Source organism: Cnuella takakiae, assembly GCF_001953305.1.
GTDB lineage: Bacteria > Bacteroidota > Bacteroidia > Chitinophagales > Chitinophagaceae > Flavisolibacter > Flavisolibacter takakiae.
Genome location: NZ_MTFE01000010.1, coordinates 4,052,211 through 4,069,620, shown reverse-complemented (window position 1 = coordinate 4,069,620; position 17,410 = coordinate 4,052,211). Strand labels below are relative to the sequence as shown.

The window sequence follows — 17,410 nt, the reverse complement described above, 5'->3', positions numbered from 1 at the left end:
TGTGTTGACAATTCGAAAAGATCAGAACAGCTGCCTATTGTTTTACTACCTGCACCGTCTGCATGCCGCCATCGGCGGTGAGGATGCGGTAGAAATAAGTTCCCGCTTTCAGGTGTCGAATATTCAAGGCCGTGCGGTACAATACTCCGCCTTCCACCTTGCCGTTAAACACTTGTTGCACTTTGGCGCCGGTGGCATCAAAAAGGGTTACCGAAAGGTAGCTGGTTTTTAATGCACCATAGGTAAGGGTGCCCTCGCCTGACGTTGGGTTGGGGTAAACACCCACGGTAAAGCCACCTTCGTTTTTAAGTGCGGGAGCATTACCTGAGGATTTGATACTGCTACCTGCCACCGGTGCTGAGTTGATTACATTGATCCAGATATTGTAAGGGGTGCCTGCCAGTCCTTTTGCATCATTTTCTGGGTAGGGGAAGGCGGCAATATTATACACGCCGGGTGTAATGTTCCAATTGTTGTAATCGCCATTGTTATCTGCTGCAATGGCAAATGGCGCCGTATTTTCTACCCGGTGGTAAAATCCGTTCACCATAAACAACACGCTTTCTGTATAACCAACACCAGGGTTAGCCCGCACGTTTATGTTCGGTGTGTAAGCCAGGTCAACTACGGAGTTGTTTACCAGTGAACGAATCACCCTGTTATTGTCGGCATTGATCAGCGACAGTCCGGCAAGCGTTAATTCATCTTTAACGCGGAACGAAACATTCAAAGCTTTGCCTGGCGCTCCGGCTCCCTTTGTGCCTTTGAAAGGTCGTGCATACAGGCTGTACTGTCCTGCAACCGGGGTCCAGTTCCAGTAGTCATTGTTGGTATTGCCAAACAGGGCAAAGGGAGCACTGCTTTCGGTTTGTGTTTTCTGTTGTGCGCCGCTCAGGGTCATTACCACGCTGCCCACCGGAGCTCCGTTGGTGTTTGCCCGTATGTTGACACTTTTGCCACGGACATCGGCGATGTTAATTATGTCCCCTTCCTTGATGGTTCGGATATCCTTATTGGAGGTAGCATCCACAAGGGTAAAAGAAGCAATCGCGGCTGATGTGGTGTCAATCAGCAGTGAACCAATCAGGCCATTGGTTTCAAACTCTTCATATTGTGCGCCCCTCAGGTAAATCTTGTTGCCTGCATAAACCGTTTCCATAAAGCTGAAATTGGCAGCCGGAACAGGAAGGCGTTCTACGCCATGGATGCCAAAGGTGCTGTCGATCACTCCATTACTGTTTCGAAGTTCCAATCGCAACATCGGTGGGGCGTAATTATAGTCAAGACTTAATGCCAGCAAGCGGCTATCGGGCAGGACAGCGAAGGTGGTGGTGTTAAGATCCAATATGCCCGTGCCATTATTACCAAAACTTTGTATCCGCTGCCCCTGTGCGTTGTAGCGGCCCAGTACCACTTTATAATAGCCGTTAGATGGCAACAGTGCATAATAAGCAACGATTATGTTGCCATCCGGCTGTAGCATTACTTTTTGAGAATAGGTTCCCTGTCCCGAACTGTCTGTTACAATTCCATTGTTGCCAAAAGACGGATCCAATTTGCCATTGGACAGCAGCTTTGTCATCCCAAACTTAGGGTTGGTGCTATAGTTACTGTAATCACCCGAAATCAGCAAGCCACCGTCTGGCATGTTTACTATTTCCCGGGTAGAAGTTATTGTATTGTCTAAATAGGCCAATCCGTTTTCACCAAAACTGGCATCAGGCGTGCCGTCGGCTAACAGGCGGCAGAGTACATACCGGTAATTATTTTGAAAGTTGTAAAAGGAACCGTACAGCAATAGTTTATTGCCTGGCAGCACCCGGAATAAAGTCAGTTGAAAATTAAGCGGCATGCTTACCAGCCTGACACCCGCATTGCCAAAGCTATTATCCAACCTTCCGTTCAATCCATAACGGCTCAATTTTACCTGTGGGTTAGGAGAAGTGGAGACCGTACTGGGTTCAGCAGTTATCAAACCTCCGTTGGAAAGGGTATCGAAATATCTTGAATCAAAAGACAACAAACCTTTAGTGGCAAAAGTGGTGTCGGTACTTCCTTTAGGCGTTAGTTTAATTATGCCTGTTTGGCGGGTAATACCCATGCCAGTGTAGCGTACAAGCAGGCTGCCACTGCTCATTGGTTTAATGTTATCCATTTCAACTCTTTTTGAAGGAAAGAAGTCGAACTTGGTTCCGCCTGCCGACCAGGTGTTATCGGGTTGCCCATTGGCATTGATACGGGTAAGGAAGAAATAATCGGAAGGGTAGGTGCTCAGTCTGCCGATAAGCGTCAGCTGCTTATTGCTATTTACGGTAGCCTCTTTTACTTCTAGATAGTCGGCAGTAAACTGGATGAATTGTTGGCCGTTGATACCGTAAGTTGTTTGGAGTCGTCCCGCATTGTTAAAGCGGGTGAACGTAACCTTTTGATAGGTACCAAAACTGCTGTAGCTGATGCTGTTGAAACCGTCTGTGTCCGGTGCCAACCATATGCCACTTGCTACAGTGGTGGTTTGCGGAACAACAGCAGTACCATTAGTGCCAAATTCGGGATCAGGGTTGCCGTTGGGGAGCAAACATCTTACCTCTTGCCATTGTTGGTTATTAGCCGGGTTCAGATTATTCAAACCTACTAGTATACGCCCATCAGCCAATGCCGAAAGCGCAGCCGTTTGCTGCAGGGGTTGTACGCCCAGATCAACCTTACCGTTGCCCTCATTGCCAAACGCACTATCCACACCGCCATTTGTATTGTGGGCCACCAGTATGATATTTCCGGTTTGCGGATGAATATAACCGCTGTTTATGCGGCTGCCACTGAGGCTCATGCCTATACATCGAACATTTTTAGGAAAGCCGGGAAGCTCTTTGCTGCCCGTACCAAAGGTAAGATCCGGCATTCCGTTGGGCAGCAGCCTTAAAATGGATGGGCCGTTGTTGGCACTGTACTCGGACGGGGTGGTGGCCAGCAACAGCAGCTTGCCGTCTGGCAATGTGCCATGGTACACCGGGCCGGGTACCGGTGAACTATAAGGCACCATCAGCATATTGCCTCCGTTGAATGAAGGATCAATAGCGCCATCAGCCAATAGCCGTTGAATGGCAATGGAGATGCCATTGCCATAACCGGTACCTATGAGTAATAAGCGACCGTCGGCAAGCTTAAGGAGCTTCGGCCGGTTTATAAAAAACCTGCTGCTGCGGCCCGAGTTGGCAAAGGTTGAATCAAGCAAACCATTGGCCAGGTAACGAACCAGGTAAACATTAGGCCGGCTTACCGCCACCAGCATTTTACCATAGGAAAGCTGCACCGATGACTCGCCTACTTCATAGTCGGCATTACCTGGCTGTGGGGCAGACTTTTGTAACATACCCCCATTGCCGAAGGTATTGTTCCAGTAAACAGATTGGCCATAAGCAATACTACAGCAGAGACACAGGAGTAAACTCCAGAGTTTTGGTTTCATTTATTGTTGGTGATTGTTGAAGCGTATGGATGCGGCAAATGCGCAGGGATGCAGGGGATATTGAAGTAAATAAGCTGTGCTACGGAAAGTAGTACAACAGCTACAGAGCGCCAAGTTAATAGTTGAGCTTGAATTGAGAAAAAAAATAAATATATTTTTCGCCTAAGCATTAGCGTAAGTTCATTGTGGAAGCTTGGTAGCCTCATTTGGTTTTACCCTAATGCAGGCATTAAAGCAGTCAAGTAAATGACTGGCCCTTTTGGGAGCCTGCCTATGCGTCAAAGGTTGCAACAACATGCCGGTTCTGAAGTTTCAATAGCTCACTGTGGGCTGTAACGCTGATACCTTTTGACCGAATGCCGGATGTCAAATAAGCATTTCATATACCGGTGTTTGTTTTACAGTAGTTTGCAGGCACCAATGAAACTACCAAGTACCCTCAATCCGGAACTGCTGTACCTGCAGCAAAGCCACCTGGCAAGCATCCCTGCTGTTTCCTGGCAGGAACTTTTTCGTTTAACCGATGCTGTTGACCTCGCTGGCGTAAACCCACCCTACGGCGGTAATGAAACCATCTCCGCCGTAAACCAAAAACTTTACGACCTCAAACTTATTTTCAACTTTCAATGGATGGATTGGGACGAAGGCCGGAAAATTTATAATGACCCTCATTTTGATTTCGGCAGCCTGTCGCCATTGGAGGCTTCCATGATGCTCACTGCCATTTGCCGCAGCGACCGTTTTAGCGACGGCGAATTGCTGGAGGCGTTTTTGAAAGGGAAGGTGCAAAAGCTGGTGGGATGTTTCCGGGTATTGGCCTCGTAATAGGCTGGCTTGGAATGGGAAGCACTTCATCCCCCGGAAAACAATATGAATGTTCGATAGCTTCCTGATTCAAACAAGAACCCCGGTGTAGCCTACACCGGGGTTCTGTTTTTTGCAAGTTGTTGAAGGGGCTTGTTTTGCTACTGCCTGCTCACCCTATATATCACCCCACCGGTATCATCCGACACCAGCAAGGATCCATCGGGGTGAACCGCTACGCCAACAGGTCGGCCAAAGACAGAGCGGTTATTGTTTACCAGGAAGCCGGTGAGAAAGTCCTGGATGGCTGTGGGTTTGCCGTTTTCGAAGTTCACCCGCACTACTTTATACCCTACAGGCTGGCTGCGGTTCCACGAGCCGCGCATGGCCACAAAGGCATCGCCCTGGAAGTCGGCAGGAAAGGAGGTGCCGCCATAAAACGCCATTTGCATGGGCGCCGCATGGGCATCGTACAGCAGGGTAGGCAGGGTAGTGAGCGACAGGTATTGCTGATAGGTAGTATCACCCTGCGGTCGGGGTTGGGGGTTATACTTGCCTTCGCCATAAATGTAGGGCCAGCCGTAAATGCCTCCCTGTTTCAATAAGTTGAGTTCTTCCTTCTGGTCGTTGTCGCCCAGCCAGTCGATGCCATGGTCCATGGCCCACAGCTCGCCGGTTTGGGGCTGCCATCCAAAGCCGATGGTATTGCGCAGGCCTTTTGCCAGTACCTGCATGTTATTGCCGTCAGCGTCTGCCACTACCATGGTTGCGTTCAGCGGGTTGGGTTCGGCACAGGCATTACAGGTGCTGCCAATGCTCAGGTACATACGGCCATCGGGACCAAAGGCTAGCGTACGGTTGGGGTGCTGCCCTGCATCGGGCAGGTCGTTGCGCAGCAGGGTGGCGGTGCCCAGGCTACCGTCGGGGTTGATGGGTGCACGGTATAGTTCCCGCACCGCGGCAATGTACATATTGCCATTGTGAATGGCCAGGCCGTGTGCCTGCCGGATATTGGCAACCACTGTTTTTACTTCGGCGGCTCCATTGCCGTCGGCATCATGCAGCAGGGTAACGGTGCCTGCCTCGCGGTCGGAAAAATACAGGTGGCCGGCAGGGCTGGTTACCAGGATGCGGGGCTTGCCCAAATTGGTAGCAAAGGGCGCTACGCGGAACCCTTCGGGTACTTTAAGTTGGCTAATATTCTGTGGCGTGGCCGCCACAACTGCGGGGTGAAAAACATAGCCGGCAACCTGGCCGGTAGTAGCGGTGTCTTCGGTTTCCGGGATCATCCAGTCCCAGAGGTCATCGTCTTTTTCGCAACTGTAGGCAAGGCCGCCCAATAGGGCAATAGCCACAAAAGATCGGAGCAGGGGTTTCATATTGGGGGTGTTTTGTTGGTTAGCGGTTCAGGCGGGAATTTTGGTGCGGGAAATAGTTGCAAAAATTATTCTAGGGATCTTTGCCGGTACAAGAGCTGTGCTCAACACAGCTGTTTACAGCCAGTATCGGTGAGTAGCTGTCCGTTGGTCAACTTTCAAAGCCACAATTGTCTTGTTGGTACAGCAATGTTTGCAAATAATGCTGGTGATTAGAACAGAACGGCAATACAGCCGGGCAATGAAATAAAAAATAACAGAACAAAAAAAAAGTCCCGCACTTGTGGTGCAGGACCTTTGCCGTACCGAGGAGCAGACTTGAACTGCCGACCTTCGGGTTATGAATCCGATGCTCTAACCAGCTGAGCTACCTCGGCATCCCCTTGTTGGGGGTGCAAATATAGGTTTGTGCACCAACACAATCCAAAACTTTTTACAGCGGCAGGCAAAAAAAAGCCCACTGTGGAAACAGCGGGCGACTAACGATTGCTTGCCATATGAAATCTGTAATCAGCAACGCAAACTTGTTGCCGAAATATCTTGAAAAAGCTTTTTTAAGTAGCCTTTTATTTAAGTGTCAAATTAACACTTGCAAAACTAGGGTACAATTCCCACAATTCATAATACCAAATTGTTAATTACCTGAAAATGCGGATATACCCTTATGGTCATATACAATAAAAGCAGGGTTTATATCCTGCTTTTATTGTATATGTTATCCGACAGTTTGCTTATGGTACAATACTCTCGTTCGGGTTGGAGCTTGCGCCGCCACCTGAACCCAGGTTGCTGGTGCCGGGACCCGTTTTACCCAAGCCTCCATTGCCACCCTGGCCGCTGTTGTGCTGGCTATCGCCAGTGGTACCTGGTGCACCACCGCCAATCACACCGCCATCGTCTACATGGGTACCGCTGATGCCTCCCATTTGCGAACCCATACCAGGCGTAGTGCTGGTGCTGGACTTTTCATTATCGGCCATGTGCTTGCCTGCGGTGCTGCCCGAAGGGCCGCTGCTCATGGTTTCCATCATGGCGCTGCTGGCTGTATTGGTCTGGCCGGTCTTTGAATTGTGTTTTGTTTCAATATACTCTTTGAAGTTCATCACATCCTGGCGCACGATCTTTTCAAAAACCGGGTTGAGCATCTTAGCCATGCCGGATCCGATTTCGCCTGCAGGGGGATGGTAGCTGATCACCACTTCCAGCTCGGTACCCTGTCCACCCATGGCATCGTGGAATACCACTTTACCTGCATTGTGAATGGTAGCATTAGGGATGCTTTGCCAACCAATCATATAACCGGGTTCCTCCTTCACGATCTCGGCGTTCCATTTGATTTTGCCGATATTGCCGGGTACCACGGCTTCCCAATGCGAATGCTTTTGGTCGATCTCTGTTACGGTAGCAATATGCTTCATAAACAGGGGCAGGTTTTCGAGCTTACGCCAAAAGGCATATACTTCGTCCTTGGGGCGGTTTACTACCAGGCTGGTGCGGATATTAATGGCCTGGGTGTGCGAAACGCCCTTGGTTTTGCCAATAGCGCTGTACATGGGACAATTGCCTGAAGCACCGCGATACAACAGGAAGCCGCCCAGTGCTGTCTTAACCAATCCATTAAGCGGGTGGCGGGTTAGGCTGCCCAAACCACTGGAAAGCAGGAATGCACCAATGGCTGCGCTGATGATGCGTTCGTTGTTGCCAACGTTTACCTCGTTGCCGCTGTACTCGCGGGGCGTAAACTCGCTTTCGCCCTGAAAGTTTCCGTATTGCTCGTTTGTTGCCATAAGAGTTGTGTTTAGGGGTGAGTTGCTACTAAAATAATGCTTAGCCCTTGCGTCCTTTATCAAAGGCTGTCAGGTTATTGTATATAATTGATAATCAATATAAAAGCAAAAGTCCTGCCGTTTAGCAGGACTTTTGTAAAACCTTGTAGTTCAGTATTTGAGGAAAACTGTACGCAATTTACCCGTGCATCAAACGCCACTGGCTAAAGCAGCAGGCGCAGTTACAGCAGTGCGGCCGGGGTATTGGTGCAATGCAGCTTCCAAACAATCCATGGCTGCGGCAATATCATGCAGGTTCAGCACATAGGCCAGGCGCACTTCTTTTTTGCCCAGCCCGGGTGTGCCATAAAAACCCGTAGCCGGTGCCATCATCACCGTTTGACCTTCATGGCTAAACGACTCCAGCATCCACTGGCAGAACCTGTCGGAATCATCAATGGGCAGTTGGGCAATGGCATAAAAAGCACCACCGGGGTTGGGGCAAAATACACCGGGAATGGCATTGAGGCGGCGCACCAGCAGGTCGCGGCGGGCCTGGTATTCGGCCTTGGGTGCATCGAAGTATGATGCGGGCAGATCGATGGCTGCTTCACCCATGATCTGTGCCAGCCCGGGAGGGGAGAGGCGTGCCTGCGCAAACTTCATAGCGGCATTGTACACCGCAGCGTTCTTTGTTACCAGGGCACCAATGCGGGCACCACAGGCACTATAGCGTTTGGAAATGGTATCCATCAGCACCACGTGCTGGTCCATGCCTTCCAGGTGGAGGGCACTTACAAAAGCACCGTCGTAGCAAAACTCACGGTAAGCTTCATCCGAAAACAGGAACAGGTCTCGCTCCAGGCAAATACTTTTCAGGGCTTCCATCTCCGCACGGCTGTAGAGGTAACCGGTAGGGTTGTTGGGATTGCACACCATGATGGCCTTGGTGCGGGGCGTAATTACTTTTTCGAACTCCGAAATGGGCGGCAGGGCAAAGCCATTATCAATACTGGCAGTGATGGGCACCACCTTAACGCCTGCGGCAACGGCAAAGCCATTGTAGTTGGCATAAAAAGGTTCGGGAATGATCACCTCGTCGCCGGGGTTGAGGCATACCATAAAGGCAAACTGGATGGCTTCCGAACCACCGGTGGTGATCATGATCTGGTTGTGGGTAACATCAATGCCTACTGAGGTATAATACTGCACCAGTTTGCGGCGGTAGCTTTCGTTACCTGCGCTGTGGCTGTATTCCAGCACCCTGATGTCCGCGTTTTTTACCGCATCCACGATTGCGGGCGGCGTTTCAATATCGGGCTGGCCGATATTGAGGTGATAAACCTTAGTGCCTCGCTTCTTGGCAGCTTCGGCATAGGGAACCAACTTTCGGATGGGCGATGCGGGCATTTGTTCCCCGCGCACTGAGATCGACAACATGGCGCAAAATTAGGTCAATTGTGTGGAGGCGGCTGCCGGCAGCAGGGCGGCTGCTCTTTTCAACCCTATGATTGTAAATAAAATGGCATAGCCAACTCCATTTATTAAATACTATGAAAAGAATGGGGCTGGTAAATAAAAAAATCCCTGCTGAACCAGCAGGGATTTCGAAAAACTTCAGTTGTTAAGCTTTGCCTACTGTTACTTGCTTTTTTTAGATACCGCACCTTTCTTGGCTGCGTCGTAAGCAGTGCCTTCAAGTACTTCACCGGTAATTTTAAGCACCTTAGGCTCGTCGATACCGGCCAGTTTGATGTACACATCTTTATTGAAAGAACCCAGTGCCGCGGCATTGTACTGTACTTTCAGCTTGGTAGATGCGTTGGGCATAATGGGCGCCTTGGGCACTTCGGGGGTGGTGCAACCGCAGCTGCCCCATGCATTTTCAATCACTACGGGCTTGCCGCTGGTATTTTTTACTTCAAAGAAGGTAGTTACGGGCACGCCTTGTTTGATCTTGCCGAAATCAATTTTTTCGGCAGCCACTTTAATAACTTCGTCGGCTTTTTGTGCCATGGCGCTTGCAGTTACGATCAGAGCGGCGGCCATCATCAGTAATTTTTTCATATCAGGTTGTTTTTGCTGGGGAATTGCTTTGTTGAAGATAAAGATGCGTATACAAAATTAAGGTTGCAAGCGACTGTTCAGAAATTGTACGGGTGCATTTCCCGGCGCAGGTGTGGAAGGTGTCTTCCAAACTTCCCCTTTGATGCGCAGCACCTGACTTGCGTCGCCATAACTTACGGTAATTGTTTTTTCAAAAGGTCCTTCAGCGGCGGCGTTGTACCCTACCTTGATATCTGTTTTGCCGCCCGGTGCAATGGCATCACGGCTCCACTCGGGCGTGGTACAACCGCAGGAGGCCTGCACATTGGCGATTTGCACGGGCTTTCCCGATTTGTTGTACACGGTAAACAGGTGGTATACCGGTTTGCTCTGGGCTATCTTGCCGAAGTTGAATTCCGTTTCCTTAAACGAAAGGGTTTCCGCAGCAGCGGCATCGTTTTGTTGGGCACGGGCGCCGGTGAACAGTAAAAGGGCCAGGAGGGAAAAGAGTATGGGTTTCATAACCGGGTTGCTTTGGTTGTAAAAATAACGGAAACCCGCTTTAAATGCCAGTTGAAACAATGATTTGCCATTTTTTAACGGCTGGTGTGTAATGCAGCCAACACCCTATTTTTGCCGGATGGAAAAAAGCTTTGAGGCCGGCACGGCATCCCTGGAGCAGTTGTCGTTTGAAACCTTCCGCCAGGAAGTGTTGCACGACTACCGCTGGGTATGCCTGAGCCGCGAAACCAGCCTGATCAGCCGCAAGGAAGTACTGACGGGTAAGGCTAAATTTGGCATTTTTGGCGATGGAAAGGAAGTGGCGCAGGTGGCAATGGCCAAGTTTTTCCAACCCGGTGATTTTCGCTCGGGGTATTACCGCGACCAAACCTTTATGTTCGCCTCGGGCCTCGCTACCGTGGAGCAGTTTTTTGCGCAGCTCTATGCCGACCCCGACGAAACCCACGATCCATTCAGTGCTGGCCGCCAGATGAACTCGCATTTTGCTACGCCTTTTGTAGACAAAAACGGCGAGTGGGTGGACCTGGCTTACCGCAAGAATATTTCTTCAGATATCTCTACCACAGGCGGACAGATGGCCCGCGGACTTGGATTGGCCCTTGCCAGCAAGTGCTTCCGCGAGATTGCCCAATTGCAGCCTTTTACCAACCTGTCCAATAATGGCAACGAGGTATGCTTTTGCACCATCGGTGATGCTTCCACTTCGGAAGGACAGTTTTGGGAAACGGTAAATGCCGCCGGCGTGCAGCAGGTGCCCCTGGCTGTTTTTGTTTGGGATGATGGCTATGGCATTTCGGTACCCAAAAAATACCAGACAACCAAGGGGTCTATCTCGGAGCTGATGGCAGGTTTTCAAAAAGAAGAAGGAACCAATGGTTTCAATATCTACCGCGTGAAAGGCTGGGATTATGCCGGCATGTGCGAGGCTTTTGAAGAAGGCATCCGCCTTGCCCGCGAAGAACATACACCGGTACTGTTCCATGTTGAAGAGATCACGCAACCGCAGGGACACTCCACATCGGGTAGCCATGAACGCTATAAAGACAAAGAGCGCCTGCAGTGGGAACGCGAATGGGACGGCCTGGTAAAAATGCGGGAGTGGATCCTGGCCAATAACCTGGCCGATGAGGACGAGCTGCTGCAAGTAGAAAAAGAAACCAAGGAAGCGGTACGTGAAAGCAAGAACACCGCCTGGAATAATTTCCTGGGACCCATTAAACAACAGGTAGCCCGCACTGCCGAACTGATGGAGCAGGTGGCTGCATCGATGCCACAGGCGGCGGCCCAGTTGCGCCAGCTTGCAGGTAAGCTGCAGGGTATGAAAGATCCCATGCGCCGCGATGTAATGACGACCCTTCATACCGCTATTTCTATTTCAGAGGGCAATGATGCTGCATATTGGCTGCGTGATTATTTCAACGACCTGAAAAAAGAAAACGAAGCTTTATATAATACCCACCTGTATCACGAGGGGCCTAGGAGCCCGCTGAAGGTGGCTGCTGCAAAGGCCAGTTTCGATGCCGATGCACCGGTGCTTAACGGTTATGAAATTCTGAACCGCTATTTCGACCAGCTGTTTGCTGCCCATCCCAAGGTGGTAGCATTTGGCGAGGATGTAGGCAATATCGGAGACGTTAACCAGGGTTTTGCCGGACTCCAGGCCAAGTATGGCGAGGAGCGCATCTTTGATACCGGTATCCGCGAACTTACCATTATGGGGCAGGGTGCTGGTTTAGCTATGCGCGGCCTCCGGCCCATTGCCGAAATACAATACCTCGATTACCTGTTGTATGGTTTACAGGAGCTTTGCGATGACGTGGCTACCCTGCATTACCGTTGCAAGGGCCAGCAGAGTGCACCTATGATTGTGCGTACCCGTGGCCACCGCCTTGAAGGTATCTGGCACAGCGGTTCGCCCATGGCCATGCTGCTGGGGGCTCTGAGGGGTATGCACCTTTGCGTACCGCGCAACATGGTACAGGCCGTGGGTATGTACAATACCCTGCTGGAAGGCAACGATCCTGCCGTAGTCATTGAGTGCCTGAACGGTTACCGCCTGAAAGAAAAACTGCCCAACAACCTGCTGCATTTCCGTGTGCCCCTGGGTGTGCCAGAAGTGGTGCATGCCGGTACCGATATCACCATTGTTACTTATGGTTCTACTTTGCGGGTAGTGCAGGAAGCCGTAGAGCGTTTGGAAAAACGCGGCATATCTTGCGAAATCGTGGATGTGCAAACCCTGATGCCTTTCGATATTCATCATAAAATTCTGGACTCGCTGAAGAAGACCAACCGCATCATATTTGTGGATGAGGATGTGCCGGGTGGTGCTGCTGCCTACATGTTCCAGCAGGTGATGGAGCTGCAAGGTGGTTATCGCTGGCTTGATGTGGCACCGCGTACCATTACTGCAAAGGCACACCGCCCGGCATATGGTTCCGATGGCGATTATTTCAGCAAGCCCAATGCAGAAGAAATTGAAGACGTGATCCGGCAGATGATGGCGGAATAAGTGGGAAGTTAGAAGTTGGAAGTCAAAAGTCAGAAGGGGCGAGGTGCTGTATAAGTATCCATCTCTTTTGAGTTTTGGCTTTTTACTTTTGGTTTTTTCCAACGCCATAAAAGCAAATTCATTGAAGGAAGTATACCCCGGCATTTTACAACTGATTGATGTAATGGGCACATTCGCCTTTACGGTGTCGGGGGCTTTTGCTGCCATGGAACGCCGCCTTGATCCATTTGGCGTGCTGATCATTTCCTTTGTCACCGCTGTTGGCGGAGGCACTTTGCGCGATGTGCTGGTAGGTGACCTGCCGGTGCGCTGGCTGGCCAACGGCACTACCATCGGGGTGGTATTTGCAGCGTCAGTTGCCACCATGCTTTTTGGTAGTTTGCTCAAAAGGTTGGATAAAGCACTTTTCCTCTTTGATGCCTTAGGTCTTGGTTTTTTCACCATTGTGGGTGTGGAAGTAGGCATCAACAAAAGCTTGAGTGCTTCCATCTGTATTGCCCTGGGTACCATCACTGCCTGCTTTGGTGGTGTGCTGCGCGATGTGTTGCTGAACAAGGTGCCGCTGATCTTTCACAAGGAAATCTATGCCCTTGCCTGTATTGCGGGCGGTGGTTTTTATTATGCCTTGTACCATTTACAGGTGCCTGCCGACCTGGCGAAGGTTGGCTGTATTTTCCTGGTTTTTGCCATTCGTTTCCTGGCCATCAGGTACCAACTGGCATTGCCCCGCTTTTATTTAAAACAAGATTCATGATACTACCCATTTACCAGGTCGATGCATTTGCACCGGCAGTGTTCAAAGGCAATCCCGCCGCAGTAATTCCTTTATCTGAATGGATCGATGACTCCCTGATGCAACGTATTGCCATGGAGAACAACCTGAGTGAAACGGTCTTTTTTGTACCCACCGGTGGTGCAGGCAATTATCACATCCGCTGGTTTACGCCCGACTATGAAATAGACCTTTGTGGCCATGCAACCCTGGCTTCTGCTTACATCATCAAAACCATCCTGGAGCCTGAGGTTTCAAAGATCAACTTCACTACCCAGAAGGCTGGCCTGCTGCAGGCCACTGCAAAGGATGGTGTTTTTACCCTCAACTTTCCATCGCGTATGCCGCAGCCATGCGAAGTACCTGCAGGTTTGCTGGAAAGTGTTGGCGTAAACAGCGCTGTTGAAGTGCTGCGTTCCCGCGATTATTTTATTGTACTGGAAAATGAAGCCGCTGTGCGCAGCGTGACACCTGATTACAACAAGATGACCCGGCTGGATACAACCGGTGTTATTGTAACTGCAAAAGGCGACAGCGCGGATGCCGTGAGCCGTTGTTTTTACCCTGGTGCCGGTGTCCCCGAAGATCCCGTAACCGGTTCGGCGCACTGCAACGTGGTGCCTTACTGGGCAGGTAAATTGGGCAAAACGGAACTGCACTGCCAGCAACTCTCGGCCCGTGGCGGTGACCTCCAGTGCCGGCTTGAAGGCGACCGTGTGTACATGAGTGGCACCTGTGTGTTGTTTATGAAGGGGGAAGTATACGTGTGAGGGGACCATTGACCATGGATGATGGACCATGGGGAGTTGACCACAGACCACAGACTACCTTGTGGTCTGTCGTCCGTCGTCTTCCAAACCCATTCGCTGCTGGCCCTAATAATTACTAACTTCAAGCTATGGAACGCATACCTACCGAATGGCTGCCACATTATACTTACGAGGACTACCAGCAATGGGAAGGTCAGTGGGAGTTGATTCGTGGATTGCCTTATGCCATGAGCCCCGGCCCACTGCGTAAACATCAGTTGGTAGGAGGTAAGTTTGTTTACCTGGCCATTGCCCAGATACGCGAACAATCATTGGCCTGTAACTGCGAAGTGTTGTATGAAGCAGATTGGATGATTGATGAGGATACCGTGGTCAGGCCTGATGTAATGATCCTTTGCGATGCGCCAGAGTCTGATTATGTAAAAGTGCCACCAGCATTAGTGGTAGAAATATTTTCACCTGCTACACGGTTAAAAGATCGCAACCTAAAGTTTCGGTTGTATGAAACCAATGGTGTACGGTACTACCTGATGATTGACTTGGAAAGAAAGGCAATAGAAATGTATCAACTGCAAAACAATGCTTACGTCGATCACAAAGGCGATACCTTTCAACTGACAGACAAATGCATGGTTCGGATGGATCTCGGCCAATTATGGCAATAAAAAAGCGGCCCCAACAGAGCCGCTTTTTTATTGAGTACGCACATTGCTTGCACTACTTGTAGCTTGTAGCTAAAAGCTTGTAGCATTTTACGCTAGGTTGTGAAACACCTTCTGCACGTCTTCGTCCTGCTCCAGTTTGTCAACCAGTTTCAGTACATCCTGTGCCTGTTCTTCATTAAGTGATACCGTGGTGTTGGGAATCCACTCCAGTTCGGCACTCAATGGGGTGAGGCCTTTTTCTTCCAGTGCTTTTTGCATATTGCCAAACTCGGTAAAGGCGCAACGCACCACCAGCACTTCCTCGCCGTTTTCACCGGTGCCTTCACCCAGTTCTTCGAGGCCAAAGTCGATTAGTTCCAGCTCGAGGTCTTCGGAGTTGAGCCCTTCGGGTGCCAGTTTGAATACACCCATTTTGGTGAACTGGAAGGCCACGGAGCCGCTATTACCCAGGGTGCCGCCGCCTTTATTGAAAACAGATTTTACGTTGGCAACGGTACGTACGTGGTTGTCGGTAGCGGTTTCTACCAGGATGGCTACGCCATGGGGGCCATAACCTTCATACAGGATCTCGTCGTAGTTCACCATCTCTTTGCCCTGGGCGCGTTTGATGGCGGCTTCTACACGGTCCTTGGGCATGTTTACCGCCTTTGCGTTTTGCATGCAACGGCGCAGGGCAGGGTTGGTGGCAGGGTCGGGACCACCAGCTTTTACGGCAATCACGATCTCTTTACCTACGCGGGTAAATTGTTTGGCCATGCGGTCCCAGCGGGCAAACATGGTACTTTTTCTTACTTCAAATATGCGACCCATGAGAGAGTTTGGGGTTTGTAGTTTGGGGTTTGTGGTTATTGACCCGTCCTTTTGCCATTGCAGTAAAAAGGACGGCGCTATTTTCCGGTTCGCAAAATTAGGCAGAACGGGGCAAGAAAAAACCGCCCGGAGGCGGTTTGTATTATTTCACTTTTTCAAAGTCGTCGGCAGTGGGCAGCACATCGGCAAAGCTGCGCAATTTGCTGCGTTTACGGCTGTAGCCAAAGTAGATGAATAGACCGATGATCATCCATGCAAAAGCAACGGTGAGCGTCTGCACGTCGAGGGCCACGATCATACCGGTGCAAACTACCACACCCATGATGGATACAAAGCCAACGGCAGGCGTACGGAAAGGACGCTTGATGTTCGGCTCTTTTTTGCGGAGCATCCATACACCGGCACTCACCAGCACAAAGGCGAAGAGGGTACCAAAGGAGGTAAGGTCGCCGGCAACGTGACCAGGCACGAAGGCGGCAAAAGCACCTACAAAAACAAAGAGGATCCAGTTGGCCTTGTAAGGCGTTTGGAACTTGGGGTGCAGGTCGCCAAAAGCTTTGGGGATCAACCCGTCATTACTCATGGTGTAGAAGATACGGCTTTGACCCATCAACATTACCAGTATAACGGAGGAGAAGCCGGCAAGGATGGCAACGGTAACTGCGGTAGCCAGCCAGCCATAACCGGGCATAAAGGCGCGGATGGCATAGGCAACAGAAGCTTCGCGGCCTTTAACGGGATCCACGAAGTCCTGCCATGGCGACACACCGGTAAGCACGTGTCCAAAGAGGATGTACAATACGGTACAAACAGCCAGCGAGCCGAGAATACCAATGGGCATGTCGCGGGAAGGATTCTTGGCTTCCTGGGCAGCGGTAGAAACGGCGTCAAAACCAATAAAGGCAAAAAATACGATGGCCGCGCCACCCAGTACACCACCCCATCCGTGTTTGAACACACCGGAGTAGTCGGCAATTACTTTACCCGCCTGGTCGGTGAAAGCAGGTGTGCCTTCGGGGATCAGGTAAGGGGTATGGTTGGCAGGGTTGATATACTGCCAGCCCACTGCGATAAAGATCAGTACAATAGCAACTTTAATGAATACGATGATGGCATTTACCATGGCCGACTCCTGTGTACCGCGGATCAGCAGCAGGGTGAGGAGCAGCAGGATAACCAGCGCGGGTGCATTGATGATGCCCTGGTGCAGTACGCCTGCGGCATCGGTAAAGCTTTCAAACGGCGAGTGGCTCCATTCATATGGTATCGCCCCTCCCAAAAGCGTATTTAAATATTCACTCCAGGCAATGGAAACGGTGGCGGCACCAAGGGCATACTCCATGATGAGGGCCCAGCCAATGATCCAGGCGATGAGTTCGCCCATGGTTACATAAGAGTAGGCATATGCGCTACCGGCAATAGGGATCATGGCCGCAAACTCGGCGTAGCACAGGCCTGCAAAAGCACAGCCAACAGCAGCAAGAATAAAAGAGAGGGTAACGCCAGGACCTGCAGCTTGTCCGGCAGCAGCAGCTGTACGTACAAACAAACCGGCGCCAATGATGGCGCCAATGCCCAGTGCAACGAGGTTGCCCGCGCCAAGGGTACGCTTCAAGCCTTTCTCACCATCGGCAGCTTGTGCCAGCAGTTGTTGCAAAGGCTTTTTGACAAATAAACTCATATTATTCTCATGTATTTTGAGCGCGTAAAGTAATGATAAATTCGATTGGCCTTTATTCTTTTACTCCACAGTTAAGGCATTGAGGCGATCAAAAAACTTTTCACGCGTTCTTTTTTTTCCGATTTTCGGCCCTTTATGAAAAACGGGCCGTTGCCCGTTTAAGTTCACACGTACAGGCTTTGCCACACAAGTTCCAGAAGCGAAGGCGTATCCAATTTAC

13 protein-coding genes and 1 tRNA gene are annotated in these 17,410 nt (G+C 50.5%); 5 read left to right on the top strand and 9 right to left on the bottom strand.

Going from position 1 to position 17,410, the window contains the following annotated elements; genetic code table 11:
• Positions 1–34 precede the first annotated feature (34 nt).
• The gene (locus BUE76_RS17495; RefSeq protein WP_083596514.1) at positions 35–3,466 is read right to left on the bottom strand and encodes a T9SS type A sorting domain-containing protein; all 3,432 of its coding nucleotides are present in this window, start codon (positions 3,464–3,466) and stop codon (positions 35–37) included.
• 420 nt (positions 3,467–3,886) lie between these two features.
• Here BUE76_RS17495 and BUE76_RS17490 point away from each other — a divergent pair, with 420 nt between their 5' ends.
• On the top strand, positions 3,887–4,291 hold the full coding sequence (locus BUE76_RS17490) for a DUF6508 domain-containing protein (RefSeq protein ID WP_073043243.1): 405 nt from the start codon (positions 3,887–3,889) through the stop codon (positions 4,289–4,291).
• Positions 4,292–4,431: 140 nt separating this feature from the next.
• Here the strand turns inward: BUE76_RS17490 and BUE76_RS17485 are convergent, their stop codons facing one another.
• From BUE76_RS17485 to BUE76_RS17460, 6 genes are all read right to left on the bottom strand, one after another.
• On the bottom strand, positions 4,432–5,649 hold the full coding sequence (locus BUE76_RS17485) for a PQQ-dependent sugar dehydrogenase (protein WP_073043242.1): 1,218 nt from the start codon (positions 5,647–5,649) through the stop codon (positions 4,432–4,434).
• A gap of 300 nt (positions 5,650–5,949) precedes the next feature.
• Positions 5,950–6,023, bottom strand: a tRNA-Met gene (locus tag BUE76_RS17480).
• Between the two features lie 354 nt (positions 6,024–6,377).
• The gene (locus BUE76_RS17475) at positions 6,378–7,433 is read right to left on the bottom strand and encodes an SRPBCC family protein (protein ID WP_073043240.1); all 1,056 of its coding nucleotides are present in this window, start codon (positions 7,431–7,433) and stop codon (positions 6,378–6,380) included.
• A gap of 189 nt (positions 7,434–7,622) precedes the next feature.
• Positions 7,623–8,852 carry a pyridoxal phosphate-dependent aminotransferase gene (locus tag BUE76_RS17470; protein ID WP_073043239.1) on the bottom strand — a complete coding sequence of 410 codons (1,230 nt, stop codon included), beginning with the start codon at positions 8,850–8,852 and terminating at the stop codon, positions 7,623–7,625.
• 201 nt (positions 8,853–9,053) lie between these two features.
• The gene (locus tag BUE76_RS17465) at positions 9,054–9,479 is read right to left on the bottom strand and encodes a DUF1573 domain-containing protein (RefSeq protein WP_073043237.1); all 426 of its coding nucleotides are present in this window, start codon (positions 9,477–9,479) and stop codon (positions 9,054–9,056) included.
• 57 nt (positions 9,480–9,536) lie between these two features.
• Entirely contained in the window at positions 9,537–9,980 is a 444-nt protein-coding gene (locus BUE76_RS17460; RefSeq protein WP_073043599.1) for a DUF1573 domain-containing protein, read from the bottom strand.
• A 118-nt stretch (positions 9,981–10,098) separates the two neighbouring features.
• Between BUE76_RS17460 and BUE76_RS17455 the strand changes: the two genes are divergently transcribed.
• The 4 genes from BUE76_RS17455 (at position 10,099) to BUE76_RS17440 (ending at position 14,699) form a co-directional block, all read left to right on the top strand.
• Complete coding sequence (locus BUE76_RS17455) at positions 10,099–12,492, top strand: alpha-ketoacid dehydrogenase subunit alpha/beta (RefSeq protein ID WP_073043236.1); 2,394 nt, start codon at positions 10,099–10,101, stop codon at positions 12,490–12,492.
• Between the two features lie 121 nt (positions 12,493–12,613).
• On the top strand, positions 12,614–13,246 hold the full coding sequence (locus BUE76_RS17450; RefSeq protein ID WP_245798352.1) for a trimeric intracellular cation channel family protein: 633 nt from the start codon (positions 12,614–12,616) through the stop codon (positions 13,244–13,246).
• On the top strand, positions 13,243–14,034 hold the full coding sequence (locus tag BUE76_RS17445; RefSeq protein ID WP_073043234.1) for a PhzF family phenazine biosynthesis protein: 792 nt from the start codon (positions 13,243–13,245) through the stop codon (positions 14,032–14,034). The genes BUE76_RS17450 and BUE76_RS17445 overlap by 4 nt, the downstream gene beginning before the upstream one ends.
• Positions 14,035–14,162: 128 nt before the next feature.
• A complete protein-coding gene (locus BUE76_RS17440) occupies positions 14,163–14,699 on the top strand; it encodes a Uma2 family endonuclease (protein ID WP_073043232.1) in 537 nt (178 codons plus the stop codon).
• An 87-nt stretch (positions 14,700–14,786) separates the two neighbouring features.
• Here BUE76_RS17440 and BUE76_RS17435 read toward each other — a convergent pair whose 3' ends face one another.
• Together BUE76_RS17435 and BUE76_RS17430 are read right to left on the bottom strand one after the other, a co-directional pair.
• Complete coding sequence (locus BUE76_RS17435) at positions 14,787–15,509, bottom strand: YebC/PmpR family DNA-binding transcriptional regulator (protein WP_073043231.1); 723 nt, start codon at positions 15,507–15,509, stop codon at positions 14,787–14,789.
• A gap of 142 nt (positions 15,510–15,651) precedes the next feature.
• Complete coding sequence (locus BUE76_RS17430) at positions 15,652–17,190, bottom strand: amino acid permease (RefSeq protein ID WP_073043229.1); 1,539 nt, start codon at positions 17,188–17,190, stop codon at positions 15,652–15,654.
• Positions 17,191–17,410: the final 220 nt, after the last annotated feature.